Source organism: Anaerococcus tetradius ATCC 35098 (assembly GCF_000159095.1).
Taxonomy (GTDB): Bacteria; Bacillota; Clostridia; order Tissierellales; family Peptoniphilaceae; genus Anaerococcus; species Anaerococcus tetradius.
Map to the genome: position 1 here is coordinate 44,220 of NZ_GG666296.1, position 16,049 is coordinate 60,268.

Annotated in this window: 11 protein-coding genes; 1 reads left to right on the forward strand and 10 read right to left on the reverse strand. The window is 33.9% G+C overall.

Going from position 1 to position 16,049, the window contains the following annotated elements; translation table 11 throughout:
* Nucleotides 1-129: 129 nt before the first annotated feature.
* Both HMPREF0077_RS03305 and HMPREF0077_RS03310 read right to left on the reverse strand, forming a co-directional pair.
* Nucleotides 130-2,271 (reverse strand): ABC transporter substrate-binding protein, encoded by a 2,142-nt coding sequence (locus tag HMPREF0077_RS03305; protein WP_004836539.1) that lies wholly within the window; start codon nucleotides 2,269-2,271, stop codon nucleotides 130-132.
* A 325-nt stretch (nucleotides 2,272-2,596) separates the two neighbouring features.
* On the reverse strand, nucleotides 2,597-4,351 hold the full coding sequence (locus HMPREF0077_RS03310; protein ID WP_040349370.1) for a peptidoglycan amidohydrolase family protein: 1,755 nt from the start codon (nucleotides 4,349-4,351) through the stop codon (nucleotides 2,597-2,599).
* Between the two features lie 236 nt (nucleotides 4,352-4,587).
* Between HMPREF0077_RS03310 and HMPREF0077_RS03315 the strand changes: the two genes are divergently transcribed.
* Complete coding sequence (locus tag HMPREF0077_RS03315) at nucleotides 4,588-5,496, forward strand: hypothetical protein (protein ID WP_040349372.1); 909 nt, start codon at nucleotides 4,588-4,590, stop codon at nucleotides 5,494-5,496.
* 40 nt (nucleotides 5,497-5,536) lie between these two features.
* On the opposite strand, the gene HMPREF0077_RS03320 is transcribed toward HMPREF0077_RS03315, so the two are convergent.
* The 8 genes from HMPREF0077_RS03320 to HMPREF0077_RS03355 all read right to left on the reverse strand — a co-directional run bounded on the left by HMPREF0077_RS03320 (nucleotide 5,537) and on the right by HMPREF0077_RS03355 (nucleotide 15,978).
* Nucleotides 5,537-6,832 (reverse strand): type IV secretory system conjugative DNA transfer family protein, encoded by a 1,296-nt coding sequence (locus HMPREF0077_RS03320; protein ID WP_004836543.1) that lies wholly within the window; start codon nucleotides 6,830-6,832, stop codon nucleotides 5,537-5,539.
* Nucleotides 6,833-6,845: 13 nt separating this feature from the next.
* On the reverse strand, nucleotides 6,846-7,598 hold the full coding sequence (locus HMPREF0077_RS03325) for a hypothetical protein (RefSeq protein WP_004836544.1): 753 nt from the start codon (nucleotides 7,596-7,598) through the stop codon (nucleotides 6,846-6,848).
* Nucleotides 7,583-8,710, reverse strand: coding sequence for a hypothetical protein (locus tag HMPREF0077_RS03330; RefSeq protein WP_004836545.1), 1,128 nt, complete (start codon nucleotides 8,708-8,710; stop codon nucleotides 7,583-7,585). The genes HMPREF0077_RS03325 and HMPREF0077_RS03330 overlap by 16 nt, the downstream gene beginning before the upstream one ends.
* A gap of 9 nt (nucleotides 8,711-8,719) precedes the next feature.
* Complete coding sequence (locus HMPREF0077_RS03335; protein ID WP_004836547.1) at nucleotides 8,720-9,793, reverse strand: zinc-ribbon domain-containing protein; 1,074 nt, start codon at nucleotides 9,791-9,793, stop codon at nucleotides 8,720-8,722.
* 144 nt (nucleotides 9,794-9,937) lie between these two features.
* Nucleotides 9,938-10,237 (reverse strand): cupin domain-containing protein, encoded by a 300-nt coding sequence (locus HMPREF0077_RS03340; RefSeq protein ID WP_040349373.1) that lies wholly within the window; start codon nucleotides 10,235-10,237, stop codon nucleotides 9,938-9,940.
* Nucleotides 10,224-13,028 carry a DNA methyltransferase gene (locus HMPREF0077_RS03345; RefSeq protein ID WP_004836550.1) on the reverse strand — a complete coding sequence of 935 codons (2,805 nt, stop codon included), beginning with the start codon at nucleotides 13,026-13,028 and terminating at the stop codon, nucleotides 10,224-10,226. Before HMPREF0077_RS03345 ends, HMPREF0077_RS03340 begins: the two co-directional genes overlap by 14 nt.
* A 182-nt stretch (nucleotides 13,029-13,210) precedes the next feature.
* On the reverse strand, nucleotides 13,211-14,515 hold the full coding sequence (locus tag HMPREF0077_RS03350) for a DUF438 domain-containing protein (protein ID WP_004836551.1): 1,305 nt from the start codon (nucleotides 14,513-14,515) through the stop codon (nucleotides 13,211-13,213).
* Between the two features lie 194 nt (nucleotides 14,516-14,709).
* Nucleotides 14,710-15,978 (reverse strand): ISL3 family transposase, encoded by a 1,269-nt coding sequence (locus tag HMPREF0077_RS03355; RefSeq protein ID WP_004836553.1) that lies wholly within the window; start codon nucleotides 15,976-15,978, stop codon nucleotides 14,710-14,712.
* Nucleotides 15,979-16,049 lie beyond the last annotated feature (71 nt).

A 16,049-nucleotide genomic window follows, 5' to 3' on the forward strand; every position in this document is an offset into this window, starting at 1 on the left:
GAATAAATAATACTTGTATTTTTATTTTTTTATTGATAAGGCCTATATCTTGCAAAATATAAAATATTCAAAAAAACTGGATTAGTTTGTTAACTAGTCCAGTTTTTGTAATAAGTTGAATAACAATATTTATTTTTCAAGAGTCATAGCGTTAATTTGATCACTTGCTTGCCATACTGGTGTAATAACATCAAAACCTTTAATCCTGTTTGAATATCCTGTGTGGAAGACATTTGAATATAGTGGGATTTCTGGTAGATAGTCGTTGTACCATTTTTGGAATTCTTCCCATTTGTCTAGGTAGCCTTTTTTGTCAGATGGATCTGTTTTTCTTAGCTTTGCTGTTACTTCATCAGCCTTTGGATCGTTGACCTTGCTTCTGTTAAATGGCCCTTGTGATGAATAGTAAAACCATGGGTCAAATGGTGTTGAAAAGTCTGAAGCCATTGAGAAGGCTGTGTATTGGGCATCATCTTTTGGGAAACTTAATAGATCCATTAGGGTTGAGAAGGAACCTGCTGTTACGTTATATTCCAAACCAGCTTGTTTGGCATTTGGAGGAAGTTGATTGGATATTAGACTTGTTATTGGAGATTGTTCTGCTCCATATTGGTTAACAACAAGTTTATTTCCCTTATCGTCATATCTATAATAGTCAAAGCCTTCTTGGTTTTTGCTAAATTCATCCAAGGCTTTCTTCTTATCCCAGGCAGTCTTACCATCTTTTTCGAACTTGTAAGGGGTCTTGTCTAATAACTCGTTTGCCTTGTCAATATTTAAAACCCAGTTTGTAAGTTTTCCTTCTAGGTCTGCTCCTCTTTCCTTATACATCCATTGGCTCGTGCCATACATACCATTTGTTACAACTCCATAACCACCGAGGAATGCTTGAACAAACTCATTTCTATCCATTAGACTTGCTATAGCTTGTCTTACTTCTTTGTATTTAGTAGCTCCCCTATCTGTTAAGAAGATTATATTTCCATAACCATTTCTTTCATAAGAAGATAATTGGATTTTCCCTGCCTCTTTCGCTTTTTTGAGTTGGTCTATTTTAGCACCATCAGTTTCTCCTTCCCAAATGTCAATATCGCCATTTTCTAGAAGGTCTGGGCCTATATTTCTATTTACCAATTGTACGATTATGTGAGGTATAGTTGCTTTTTGACCTTTGAAGTTACCCTTGTAATTCTCATTGAGGTCAAGTTTTACCATGTTATTTTCAAATTTATTGAATTTGTAAGGCCCACAAGTAACCTTAGGATTAAATCTGTAATCACTAGTTTCTTTTATCATAGCTTCTTCAATTAGAAGTCTTGTTGGATCAACATCACCAGCTTTACGAGCCTCTAAGTCTTTTTCTTTTTTATCTAACTCTTCTTTGGCTTTCTTGTAATCATCACTGGCCTTATCAACTCCTTCGTTATCTTTGTCAAAGCTTTCTTTTAGGAGGGAGATTTGCCTATCTATAGATTTCTTATAATTTTCTTTATCCTTATCGGTTACTTTGTATCCATCTTTGACAATAAGTTTCTTACCATCTTTTGCCACAGCTAAATTTTCTCCGATATAGTGAATAGGAGTTGGGCCAGCATTTGATAGGGCTTGCACTTCAAAATATGGCAATTGAGAAGCATCAACTGTAAGAGAGAAGGTATAATCATCTATCTTGTTAAGTCCTTCGAATGAATCTGTATCGCCATTCTTGAAGGCCTTATATCCCTTGAGGGAATCAGCACCAACATTCAAAGAAGCTGTAAGAGGATTAAAATCCTTGTCAGATTCTAGGAGGATTCCGAAAAGGTAGTCATCAGCTGTAATAGGCTCGCCGTCAGACCATTTCAAATCTTTTTTGATGGTGAATTTAGTAGTTCTAGACCCATCTTCATTCATAGTTACTTCAGGCTCTTTTTCAAGGGCAGAAGTATTAGCTTTAAACTGTCCATACTCATCTACAACATAACAATTGTAGCCATTATTACCTTCAATACCCATGAATTTTCTAACATTTACATCATTAGCATCATTATTGTAACCTTGGATGAAGTCTCCATTGATAGTACCAACACCTAAAACGATGGTATCATCAGCTGTTTGCTTTTCAAAATCATCAGGACTTTGTCCTTGATCATTTTTAGAATTTTTGCTTTCCTCTTGTCCACTTGTTTTCTTTCCAGTATCCTTAGTAGAATCCGTCTTAGAACCACAAGCCGAAAGACTTAGGGCTAAGGCCAAAGCCATTAGGGATGAATAAAGTTTTTTGTTTTTCATACTAACCTTCCTTATAATCTATGTAGATTATTTAATAAAATTTTCTACACTCTACCTCCTTTATTCATTTCAGTCAAAGATTTTTGTATATATATTAATTTCCTTTTTTCAGTTTAATAGATTTCTAGATGTTGTACTATCAGCCTAAAGGACTTTTTATCCCCTGTGTTTTTTCTTTTCCTAAAGTAATTATATACATATATTATTCGTATTATTGTCTTCTTACTTAGAAAATCAACTTCTATATAAATATATTTATGTATATCTTTTAATTTTTAAACAAAAAAAAGAGCCTACTAGCTAAGCTAATAGAACTCCTATAGTTTTATTTCTCATTTTCATATATATTGTTTGAACCTGCTCCAATAAGTCTATAATATCTTACTGGTAGGCCTGAGCTATCTCCCATGTATCCTTTTCTAGGAGTTATAGCAACCCCATCTTGACCATAAGACATGTGGATTATAGTGTCATTTGCTCTATTTAGGATAAAGCCTGTATGGCCACCAGCTCCACTACTTTCTCCTGGAGTTCCAGCCACGAAGATATCTCCATATCTTATTTCTGATTCTTTTACTTCATACATTATCTTGCGTTCTCTTCCCATTTTAAAGAGAGTTTCAGTATTTCCTATGTAACTACCTTGTTTTAGGAAGCCACCATATATTAAGGACCTATATACTGCTGATGAACAGTCGGCTGCCTTGTCGGAAACCCTGTTTTTCCAATGCATATCGTACCTTAGGCCTGCTTTTCTTGCTGTAAGCATCCACTCTATAACCTTATCTAGGTTCTTTTCACCATCTATATTGTTATCGACTGGTTTTGCTATACCATTAGCATCTACCTTATATACAACTCCTTGTTGAACAACTTCAGCATTTCCTTGAAGACCATTAGATGTAAAATAGTAAAGTTTTCCATCAATCTTCCATACACCTTCTTGAACATAGCCATTAGGGTTGGTGTGGTATTTTTTACCATTGAAGTTTATCCAAGCATTTTTAGGGTTATTTGCTACACCCCTGCTGTCAGTGTTGTAAAATCTACCTTGAGACATTATGCCTTTGTTTTTAGCCATTACCCCGTCTTTATCAAAGACATAGGTCTTGCCTTCTATGTTGTTAGCCCCAGTAAGAATTTTTCCATCCTTACCAGTCCTATAGGTTTTTCCGCCAATATTTGCCCAGAAGTTCTTTGGATTGGAAATCTTTCCTAACTTATCTGTCATATAGATCATATCGTCTTTGATTTCCTTGATATTAGCTTGAAGAACTCCTTCGTCGCTAAAATTATAAAGATCTTTGCCGATTTTAGATATGCCCTTTAGGATGTTTCCCTTATTATCAGTGCGATAAACTTTTTTATTAACATTTACCCAAGAATTAGGTTTTTGGCTTAGGATTCCCCTATCATTTGCCTCGTAGTAGGAATTGTTGGTGATTATTTTTTTATTAGTTTGAAGAACTCCATCCTTGTCAAAGTAGTATTTCTTACCTTCTATTTCACTAAGGCCCTTGCTAAGGCTACCCTTATCGTCCTTGTGATATACTTTAGAGTTTTCTTCATACCAGTTAGTTTTACTAGCTTGTCTTTCTTCTTTGGAAGCTCCCCTGCTAGAACTTGGTAAGTTCGCCTTTTGTGGCTTAGTTTTTGCTTCTTTATAGATTTCATCTAGTTTAGAATTATCATAATAAACTATATCTTGGTAGTTAGTGTTCTTGGCATCCTTAGGACCCTTATCTCCAGATATTTCTTTAATAGAGATTTCTTCTTGTGTAGGAAGATTTTGCTCTTCTTTATTGATAGCTTTTGTTGATTCTATTTCTCCCTTACCATCGCTAGCCTTATCGCTTTCGATTTCATTTAGGGCTTTTTCAAGGCCTTCATAATCATAGTTCACAGGCTCTTGATTATTTTCTTTAGTCGAATCAGAATCTGAACTTTCTTTATTTTGTGCTTGTGTCAAGCTATCATCTAACTTATAATCTTCTTGGGCATATGAGTGATTCGCTCCTGCAAATATAGAAGATATAAACAAAGTTGATGCAAAGAGTATTGTCTTATTAACCTTTTTCATCTCTACCTCTTTCACATAAATATTTAAATTACAATTTAATTACAATTTCTATAGTAGTTTTTAATTTAATCCGATTTTTTGATATTTCATGACTATTATAGACCATTTTAAGATAAATTGCAACAAAAAGGTTACAATTTTATGAATTTTATGGTTTTTCTACAAAACACCTCCAATAAAAGGTAGAATTATTAAAAAAATGCAAAAAGGGTATGATAGTAAAAACAGGAGGTTATATGAAAAGCAGAAAAATATTATTAGCATTTGCCCTAATACTAGGACTAAGTTCTTGTTCTAATTTAACAGGAAACGCCAAGGGAAATGTTTCTGAACAAACTATAGAAAAAGCACTAAAAGAAGATCCTGATAAGGATAATAATAAGGATCTCCTAGGCGATAAAGTAAAAGCAGATAAAGAAGATTCTGACAAGAAAGATATAGGAGATGCCCTTAACAAAATTGACTATGCAAAGATAAGACAGTACATAGTAGATATCGGACAGTTCAATCCAGCCATCCTTGATGAGTTAAGTGATGAAGATATCAAAGAATATTATGTCCGTGCCAAAGCTGCAAGTGAAAAGACTGGTTATTGGGATATAAAAGATTTTATTTTCCAAGAGCTTGCTAAGGATTACGAAAATTATTCAAACAAATTCCCGCTTGAATCTATCGAGACTCTTTACAACTGGCCAAAGAGTACAGATAAAGTTACTGATAAGTATGAAGATGAAAGAAAGGCTATAGCAAATCTAGGCTATGATGAAGATGAAATAGCAAAAATTTCTGACAAGAAGTTGGAAGAAGCCTTCAAAAAGGCCTACGATAAGAAACCAGAAGGCCTCTACAATGATTATGTAGAACTAGCTGGAGAAGAATTATTTTCTAAAGATTCAAAGTCTAAAGATAAGACCCTAAAATTTGGAGAAAAAGATAGCGATTACGAAGAATTCAAAAAATCCCTAGTAGATAATTATGAATTTAAGCAAGATGCCGTTGATAAAATGACCAACGACGATATTGATAAGGCCTATACTAGAGCCCAAAAGAAACTAGAACAAACAGGTTTCGGTGATATAGGACTAATAATCAACGAGCTTGCTAAAATGTATCCAGGCTCATCAACTATGTATCCTGGTGAATAAATACTAAAAGTCTCTCACATTTTGCGAGAGACTTTTTCTGTCATTTACTCTTTTTAAATTTATATAAAAATGGATTTGAATTAGCTAGACCTATGATGGCTTCTCCTACTTTAAGATTTGATATATTCCAATCCTCTACTACATTAGAATCCCTAACTTGCTCGACTATACCTCGATTTTGTATAGCTGAGATAAAGGTATCCTTCTTTCGATTTCTCCCATACAAGTCCTTGATAAACTTTCTAGAGCTTTCTTCGTTTACCTTAAAGCAAATCGAAGTTAAAAGACCTGAAAGGATTGACCTTGCCTGGTATTCCTTGTAGGAGTCATAGATTTGTTCTATGTTTTGAACGCCTATTATAAATTTAACTCCAAGACTTCTGCCGAAGTTTATGGCATCATTTAGGTGGGATAGGTTTGGTAGGAGGGAAAACTCATCTATAATAAAATAGACATTGCCCTGACTCTTTTTTCTCGATAGGGCTTGTTTTATAGCCAAATCAAAGAGAAGGGTATAGATTGGAGATAAGACCTTGCCACTTGCTAGGTCATATTCGACAAAAATTTTTCTTCCATCCTTATTTCTTACTGCATCTCTTATTGATAGAGAGCCTTCCTTTTTGAAGTTTCCTATCAAGATTTCCCTTACAGCTTGTTGAAGCTCGGATAAGACTCCTTGAGTTTGGCCGGACTTGTCATTATCAATGTAGGAAATAAGATTAGCTAAATCCTCATGTTGGCTTAACATTTTTCTAATCAAGTCAGCTGAACCTATATCCAAAAATTCCCTAAGCAGGGCATTATTGACTTCGATTTTATCCCTAGACCTATAAAAATGAGTAAGGATTGCTGCAAAGATATCTTTAGCCGCCATAGGGAAAAATTTTTGTGTAGTAGAAGAAATTTTCCCCTCAAAAAAGGTGGATGCTATCTCCATTATGCTTTCTTCTAGCTTATCATCGTCAATTTCCCTAAATATATTCCAATAATCTTCACCATCACGTCCTGTCGCTGTCCCATCGTTAGAAATTACAATATCACCAGCCTTATAGAAACTTTCGTAAAATTCTCCCTTGGTATCAAAAATTATTATTACATCGTCCTTCTTTATCCTTGAGCTTAACTGATCTAGGATTTGAAAGAAGACGTTAGTCTTACCACTACCTATATTTCCTAAGATTAGGACGTGTTTGCTTAACAAGTCTTGGCTTAGGGGAATGTTCATAGGATGGCCTAGGAAGCTTTCACCAAAAAGATATATAGAATCATCAGTATTTTCGATAAAATTGGGGCTGAAAGAAAGCTCATCTCCTTCAAATACTTCTATTTTCTTCAATTAATTCTCCTCATCATAGAGCGATATCATTGTTAATACCCTCTTCATTCTTGTTAGTCTCCTTGCTAGATGAATTATCCATCAAAGCAAAATTTTTAAGTATTGATGTAGTCCTAATGCTCTCAAGTAGGGCTTTTTGGGCGATATTTGGATCTTCTGGCTCATAGGAAAAATCAAAATCGAATTTTTCGCTATTTTCTGACAATAGTCCTAATGTTCCACTTTGTTCTAGTTTGAAATCCCCAACTTTTAAGGCGAATTTATTAGATGCTTCTAGGTCATAATCATCTTTTTCATTATCAGAAGATAGATTCGGGCTTTTAAGGGCAAGGCCCATGTCCTGACTAAATTTAACCTTCTTATCTTTTGATTCTACTATAGTTTGTGAGATGCTAAGCTTTTGTTTATAGAAACTATGTTTGCTTTTTAGAGCGAATTTATCTGATATTTTTGCTTTAGTTCCTATGGAAATAGCATCTTCTGGTGAATCAATTAATTTTTCATGGTCTAAATCGATCGAAGCTTCTGTATTACCAAGCTTAAACAAATTATATCCACTTGATTTCCCCAAGAGAGAAACTGATTCTAAGTTAGGTGCATTTTCTAAAGACTTTGTAAATTCCTCTTCAAACTCATTTCTCTTGTTCTGTTTAAGCTTATCTTCGTCAATAGCAAAGCCTAAAGCATTAGGGATAGTATAGGATTCAGGCTTAAAATAATTTTCAATATTAAATTTTTTTCCTTGTTCCTTTAGATATTCTTCCATTTTTCGATACCATAATCACCATGAGATTGGATATCTGAAATTAGACTTCCCAATTCCCTAATTGCCAATTCTGTATCTCTGGCTGGAACTACATAATCAAAACCTGTATTAGTTCCACTTGCATCTGATATAAGACCGAACATTTTCTTCTCTCTCTTTCTCATATCTATAGCTGGAAAAGAAGACCTGGTATTTATAGATAAGGTAAGATTTGGCACTTGAGCAAATGCCCAAATCCTTAGAAAAGTATAAATCAAGGCAAAAAACGCTATTATACCAAAAATAATTAGCTTTAGTAGGGCTGTTTGGCGAGATTCAAAAGTCATCATTGATGTTAAAGCACCAACTCCACCCGATAAAGTCGCTCCTGCAAGGATGACATTTGATGCCAAAAGAGATAGAATATTGTTATTTTTTATCATTATGCTGGATATAAGTCCAATAATAATGCATAAGATACCCATAACGAAGCCACCGCTATCATAATTTCCACCACCCATAGTTACTAATATAGTATTGATAAAAATACTTATGATAAGCCCTAGTATAAACTTAAAAGGGTTAGGTATATATTCGCTTACAAGACTAATTCCTGCTATATCACTTAAAGAAAACTCATTTTGGAAATTAAGATTTCCCTTTATATCCCTTCCCCTAGCAGATAGGAGCACCCTCTTGTTAGTTACCAAAAGCTTACAATTAGCCTTAGAGTAAGTTATAAAGCCCATGATCATATTCTTAAAGGTCGCTATATCGTATTGTTTTACGCAAACCTCCCCTTCACTCGCATTAATAAGGCTAGGAATAACAACATCATCGTTGTAGGAATTAATTTCTTCATTCATCTTCTTGAAATCGTCGACCTTTTCCTTAAAAGATGCACCTAGCTTATCTTGGAATTTACCTTGCCAATAACTTATATCATCCATGATGTTCTTATCATCTGAATGTGAACTTGAAGTATTAGAAGCACTATTAGAATAATCATAGGTCCTATTTTCTTCAGCCCTAGCAAAATCTTTTTTATCTAATTTTTCAGTCTTATTTTTTTGACAATCACAAACTTCGCCTTCTTTTAAAGGCCTACCGCATTGATTACAAAATTTCGCCATGAAATCCTCCTAATTATATTCTCCTGTAAATAGCTTGGTTGATACCCAACCGCTACCTATATAACACCAGTATCTTTCACCATCACTAACGCAATCTTCTACATAAACTACATCACCCTTATAGACTTTGCCTATTGCCTTAGAATTCAAGCTGTGGCCTTGTCTAACCATACCTACATCAGTCATGACCCTAAAACTCTTGTGGAGGAAGTCACTTTCCTTATAAATATCTGTATATTTAGGGTTTCCATTTTCACCATAAGAATTATTCCTTCTAAGCTCGTCCAAATCTACTAATTCATCATTGGATACTTCGCTATTTTTTATATTAGCTTCTTTCTTAGCCTGATTGCTTTTTTCATTATCTTTGATTTTTTTCGACTTTTCTTCGTTAGTCTTTTTGATTTGCTCACTAGCTTTTAAATTAATATCCCATATATCTTGACTATCAGGCATTAGTCCCAAATAAGAATCAGATAAGTCTTTGGCTTTTGCATAATCCTTAGCTTCAATGTACTTATTAAGCTCTTCAACTATATCCATTTCAACTTTTTTCTTCTCACTAAGTGCTAGCTTATAATCTTTGCCAGCACTTGCTGGAATCTCATCTATTAAAGATAAAGCCTTCTCATAGTCCTTATCTACAATTGCCTTTCTCGCATCAGCTAACTTATCCTTATAGATAGATTTCTCGTCTTTAGCTTCCTTATCCTCGCTACTGATATTTTCTTCATGCTCGCTAATATCATCACCAGCATTTTTACTATAATCAGAAAAAAAGGCAGACTTAACAACTATGGCAAGAAGAATTATAATCAAAACCCCTACAAGCCCATACAAAAACAACTTCTTCTTATCTCCACCATCACTAGAATCTTTACTATAAGCCTTATAGCTGTTCCTAGCTTGGCTTTCATAAGAAGGCTTAGGAGAAGAAGATTGGTAACTTCTCCTATAAGAATCCATATCCTCATTCAAATTTAATTTTTCAGTAGGACTATCATCCCCATCAAGTTTCGCTCCACAATTTTCGCAAAACTTGGAATCATCCTTGTTCAAATAACCACATTTTTTACAAAACATAACAAGCTCCTTTAAGATACTTTTATCATATCCTTATTCTTTTGTCAATAGATAACAAAATAATTTATTAAGTAAATTCATTAAAATAAATACTGTAAGTTTTATCTAGCTAAATACTTGTAAAGATTATCAAATAACTATCCTTTATTTTACAAAAAGGCAAAACCAAACAGCCTTATCCTGGTCTATGACCCTATGCCTAAGGCCTTTTTCTATAAAAAGAAAGTCTCCTCTTTTCATTTCAATAACTTCTCCTTTAGTCTCAATAGAAGCCTTGCCCTCCATCAGAACAACAAACTCATCCTCATCTTGGATCATAAAGTCTGTAACTTGATCAAGGGACATAGTCCTAAGAACTCTAACTTTCTCATCTTCATAAACTTTCTCTTCAACTTCTTCTTCCTTCGAAAACTTCAAATTATCCAATAAATCAAAAACTTCCATCATCATCTCCTAGTAAAGCCTTATACATCTTCATAAGCTCAGCCACACATTCAGACTCGGTCATAGTCCTCCAATCAAAGCCGTAAGCTTCCATAACTGCCTTGTCATTAAGCATATGAGCCTTTCTTAATTCAGCTGGCATGGTTAAATCGTCATAGAGGTCGGCAAGAGATGATGAAGGATAGAGGGCTCTGGCATCTAAAATCTTTTGGGCTGTTTTTTCTATTTTTTCTCTTTGTTTTTCATTAGGACTTGGCCATGGGAAATTATTGTAGACTATTCCTGCTGAATATCTATAATCATTTTTCAATCTACCTGAAATAACTCTCATCCACCCCATGTGAACATTTGATGATATAACCCCAAACTCATATAGATTAATTGAATTTGCTATTAATAATGCATCTGTTGCGATTACATCATCTCGCAACAAACCTATTGGTATATATTTTCTGTTACTTGATGATACCCTAGGTATAGCTATAAATGCTTTATAATTATAGGTTTCTCTAAAAAGATGGGGTGTTTCTGCTAATTTTTGAGTTCCTTTAGAATTTGCTGCAAGCCTCATCTCCTTGGTTTTTCTGATTCTTTCCATTACCAAGGGCATTGCTCTAAGTTCGGATGGAGTCGCATCTACCAACCACAAACAATATCTATCTTTATTATTAATAAATTCTCTAGCACCTATTAATTTTTTTATGAATTTTTTTGCCTTTGGTTCTTTTTTCAAAAATGCTTCTAGTTCATCTGCTTCTATTATAAGATTTCCACCATCAGTAGGTTGACACCCCTTGTGCATTTTAGGAACATCAAAGATAGGTTTTCTTATCCTTTCTACGAAAACATTAGGGGCATCTTTCAAATAAGCATTGATATTCGCTACACTTTTTACACTGTTATTAGAGTATAGATATTTTTTTTCATCGAAAATTCCATCTTTAAATCCTATTATTACAACATAGACTTGAGCCATATCGCTCGCTTCAGAAATCCACTTAAAGGATTCGTGAGCAAAAACAATATTTAAACCATTTTCGAACAAGGGTTTCCAAAGATATCCAACCATTTCCCCTTCTGATATTGAACTTGTAGATACAAAAGCTACTTTTATTTTAGTAGCTTTTATATAATCAAAAGCTTTTTTATACCAACCTGTAACATAATCAAGCATTCCAATATTCTTATATTTAGATCCAAATACTATTTCCAAATCTTTTCTTTGCTCCTTATCCATAAGTCTTGCCCCTACAAAAGGAGGGTTGCCCATTATATAGTCTAGCTCTTCTGCCTTTACTAGGTCATTCCAGTCCATAGTTAGGGCGTTGGCTTCTACTATATTGGCATAAGATTTGAGGGGAAGGATGTCCATTTTTTGATGGATGATGTTCATGGTTTCTTTCATCATCTGGTCTTCTGAAATCCAAAGGGCTGTCCTAGCTACGGTTACTGCGAAGTCATTTATTTCTATTCCGTAAAATTGACCAAGATTAACCCTAATAGGATTTTCTAATTCTTCTGAACTTTCATCTATAAAGGATATGGATATAACATCTTTTTTCCTTATTTTTTCTTCTATAATTTTATTTTCGAGTTTTCTTAGGGAAATGTAGATTTCTGTGAGGAAATTCCCTGAGCCTGCGGCTGGATCGAGGAATTTAAGATTTGCTATTTTGTTATGAAGTTCTTCTAACCTTTGTTTTTTCTGTTTTACTTGGGCAATTTCCTTAATTTCTTCAAATTCTTCTTTTAGGTCATCTAGGAACAAGGGATCGATTAGCTTGTGGATGTTTTTTATAGATGTGTAATGCATGCCTCCAGTTCTTCTAGTTTCTGGGTTTAGGGTTGATTCAAATACTGAGCCAAAGATGGTTGGGGATATTTCTGACCAATCGAAGCCAAGGGAAGCCCTATTTAGGATGATATCAACTATGTTTGGATTTAATCTAGGAATTTCTATATCCATATCAGAAAAAAGCCCACCATTAACATAAGGAAAGGCTAGGAGGTCCTTGTCTTCGTAGGGGTCTCTGTCTTCTTCCTTTTGATTTAAGATTCTAAATATATTTATTAAGGCTGTTCTCGGGTTTGTGTCCTTGTACTTGTTTAAGTAATCGTGGAACATATTTTTGTTGCCGAATAGACCCGCGTCTTCTGCATATAGACAAAATACTAGCCTTACGCATAGTATATTTAAGGAATGTAGGGTCTTTTCACTTTCGGGGTTTTTGTATTCCATAAGTAGGGCTTCATAGATGCTTGCTACTATCTCGCCTGCTTCGATTGAAATTTGGGTTTCTTTTTTTATGAAGTCTTCTTCTTCTCTTACCAAAAAGTTTAGTCTGTAAATTTCATTTTCTAGGTCTTTTAGCCTAATCTTTTCTGGTTCTCCTGTTGGTTTTTCCATATCATAGATGTAGAACTCTTTGAAGTTAGAGGTTATTATCCATCTAGGTCTTTGAGAGTAGGGTAGTTCTGTCGAGTATCTTTTTGCTTGTTGGAAGGGGGTTAGGTAGGAACCGTCAGATTGTTCTATTGCTTTATCCAAAGCTTTTTTGGATGATTTTTGTTCTATTAGGACGTGGGTTTTTTCTATGTAGCCATCTATGAAGGAGGTGTTGTCTAGTTTTACCCTAGTTTCAAAGTCTATGTAGGAATATGGATCTTTGACTCCGAGTACATTTTCAAGTAAATCAAGCCAAAATTTTTGGCTTTCGCTTTTTTCATCTCCTGTATTTGCCCATCTTTGGCTAAATTCTTTAGCTCTTATTTTTTGTTCACTTAGTTTCACGGTCTTCTCCTTGGTATTTATATCTAAATTATATCATAAGGACCTATTTTTAAAAGTTAAGAGATGGGAGGTTAGTTTGTGGTTGGGTAGATTTTCCAATAAAAACCACCTCTCAAAGCATGCTTCAATTATGATTTGAGAGGTGATGATTTTAGTTTTTGATAATTTTATAAGTTAGACTCTTATTTTGTGAGATATTCCTTATAGAAGCTTAAATCTTGGACTATTTCTAGGACTCCCTTGTAGTTTTCTTCCTTGTCTCTTACTGCGTAGTAGGAGATGGCAAAGTCCTTACCAGCTATATTTTTTATTAGTTTGAAGGAGTCTTTCTTTTTGTCTTTGAAGTCTTTTATTAGCCCTCTTACTATTGGCTCTACTTGAGGTGGGTGGCAGGTGTAGACTTCTCTTCCTAGTGAACTTGTCGGTCTTTTAAAGACTTTTGATCCCTTGTGGTCGTTGTAGTAAGTGTTTATGTCATTTTCATCGACAAAGGTTATTTCAAATTCCATGGTATCTAGCATGGCTTCTATTTGGTCGATTCTTAGTTTGCCTTTCTTGAAGTGAATGTAATTATCTTCGTTAGTCTTATCTTCGACTAGCTTTTCTTTTCCGTAGGCTATCAAGTTGTGGTCATAGTCTTCCAGGTCTTGGTAGAGGAGATCGAGGTCTTCTTCGCTTACGTTATCACTTACTAGGGGATAGAGGATATTTTCTTCCTTGTAGGTCATCTCCTCCGCTCTTTGTAGGCTTTCATTTAGGAGTTTTTCCTTATTTTCTTTGAGGGCTTTTTTGAGATTTTTCCCTATTTCAACATCTACTGCCCACATCACTTCTGATGGGCCTGGTTTGTTATATTTTACCTTGAGAATTGGATAAATGAGGTCTCCCTTTTTCTTGTAGTGAGATCCTATGTTTTTTATGGTTTCTTCTATTTCTTCTCCAATTTTCGCTTTTTGGATAAGTTCTTTTATCTTGTCATTTTCTCTTGCCATATAGGAAATGAAGGGGTCTGTGTAAGTTTCTTTGTTTTTTTCGTTTTCCGTCATTCCATGAAAGAGAGCTGAGTGAACGTCACATAATTTCCTTACTTCTTCCTTATCTACTCCTGATTCTAGCAAGTCTTCTTCGGCATCCATTATTTCAGATGAGGATACTCCATCGAAGTTTTTTACAAAGTCTTTTCTTACTGTTTCTAGGTCTTCGCCCGAGGTCAATCTGTTGATGTAAGTTTTTATTAATTCTTTTCTTTCTTTAACTTCAGGATTTTCTGACCCATCTATTACCTCGAAGCCCGCTTTTTCTAGTTTTTCTTTTATGTTTTCTATGCCTAGCATCTTTGCCCCACGTTTGATGGACATTTTCTTTGCCATGGTGTTAAACATTATAGGGTTGGATAGGGGCTTAAAGCCTAAGTCTATAAGTTTATCTTTTATTTGAGGGTTTTCTGTAACTAGGTCGTAGACATTTTTATTTATATCAATTTTCATAGCTTACCTCCATATGTCTTTTTTATTATTATATAGCTTTTGATAATAATAATCAGTAACATTTGTTACAGGAGAAAAGAAAAAAGACCTCCACTGGAGATCTATTTCATCTTTTCGGCTCTTTGTCAAATCGTGTTGGTAAATAAAAATCAACCAAATTATTAATCAGGGATAGAAATTTCTATCCCTGAATTTTAGTTTGCTAATAAATTCCTTGTGATAAATATTCTTGTTCTAAAATTAGCAAAATTACTGTAACCAAAGGCTATTCTCTTTAAGACTTTTATGAAGTTGTTAACACCCTCTATAGGTCCATTAGAATAATCATAGATAAATGAGTTCTTAATATATTCTAGGTAATAAAAACAAGTATCTATTGAGGTTTTCATTTTGTCATTCACCTTATCTTTAAAATAACTTAAATGAAATGTAAATAATTCAAAATTCCTCTTCTCAATATCTTCCCTCAAGCATTGGTAACATTCATATGTATCTTTCAAGGTTTTATCAATGTTAAGACTAATATCCACTATATCCTCATCAGATACAAGACTGCCAGGGAAATGAACACGTTTAAAAAAGTGTATAGGATCAAGTAACTTGTAAGGTTTTAGAAAATGCTTCCAATATTTTTTAAGTCTTTTGTATTTAATATTACTAGTAGAATAAGCCTTCATTGTATCAATCCTTGTATGGTTAAAAGAGTTTGTAAATAACTTTATAATATGAAATCTATCAATAATGATTTCTGCATTTACAAATAGTTCTTTGATAAGTGAAATATATGGACTATACATATCAATACATACAGTCTTAACCTTGTCTCTAACATATCTTGGATAACATAAGAAATATTTCCTTAGGTAAGGTAACTGTCTATTCTCTACAATATCAATAACCTTGTGATTATCTGAATCTAGATATATAAAACTCATAGCTCCTTTGGCATCTTTGGTTGATTTGAACTCGTCAAATGATAGGTGATAAGGTAAATATGAAAAATCTACATTGAATTCATTATCAAGCTTAGCCATGAACCTAGCAACTGTAGTAGTAGATACGTAATTATTGCTACCAATATCTTTCATTGATAATTTCTTGGTTAAACTAGCCAATATATGTCTTTTGATTTGATTAGAAATATTACAATGCTTATCAACTATCTTAGTTTCAAGCAAGAAATATTTATTACAAGATTTACAGAACATCTTCTGCTTCTTTAAATCAATTATTACAGGATAATCACCAGCTCTAGAACATCTGACATTAGATGACTTAAAGCCATATTTAATTAGATTATGATTAGAGCCACAATGAGGGCAAACTTGGTCAGAATATTCTAATTTAGCTGTTAGAATTGTATATGTTACACCTTTAATGACTTTGTGGTGTATTCCATCAGAAAAATTAAGATTTTCATCTTTGATATTCAGTAAATTTGTAATAAAATAATTGTTAGACATATTTAATCTCCTTTTTTGATTGTGGTGATTTAATTATAGGGTAAATGATTAAATATGTCTTATTTTTTTAC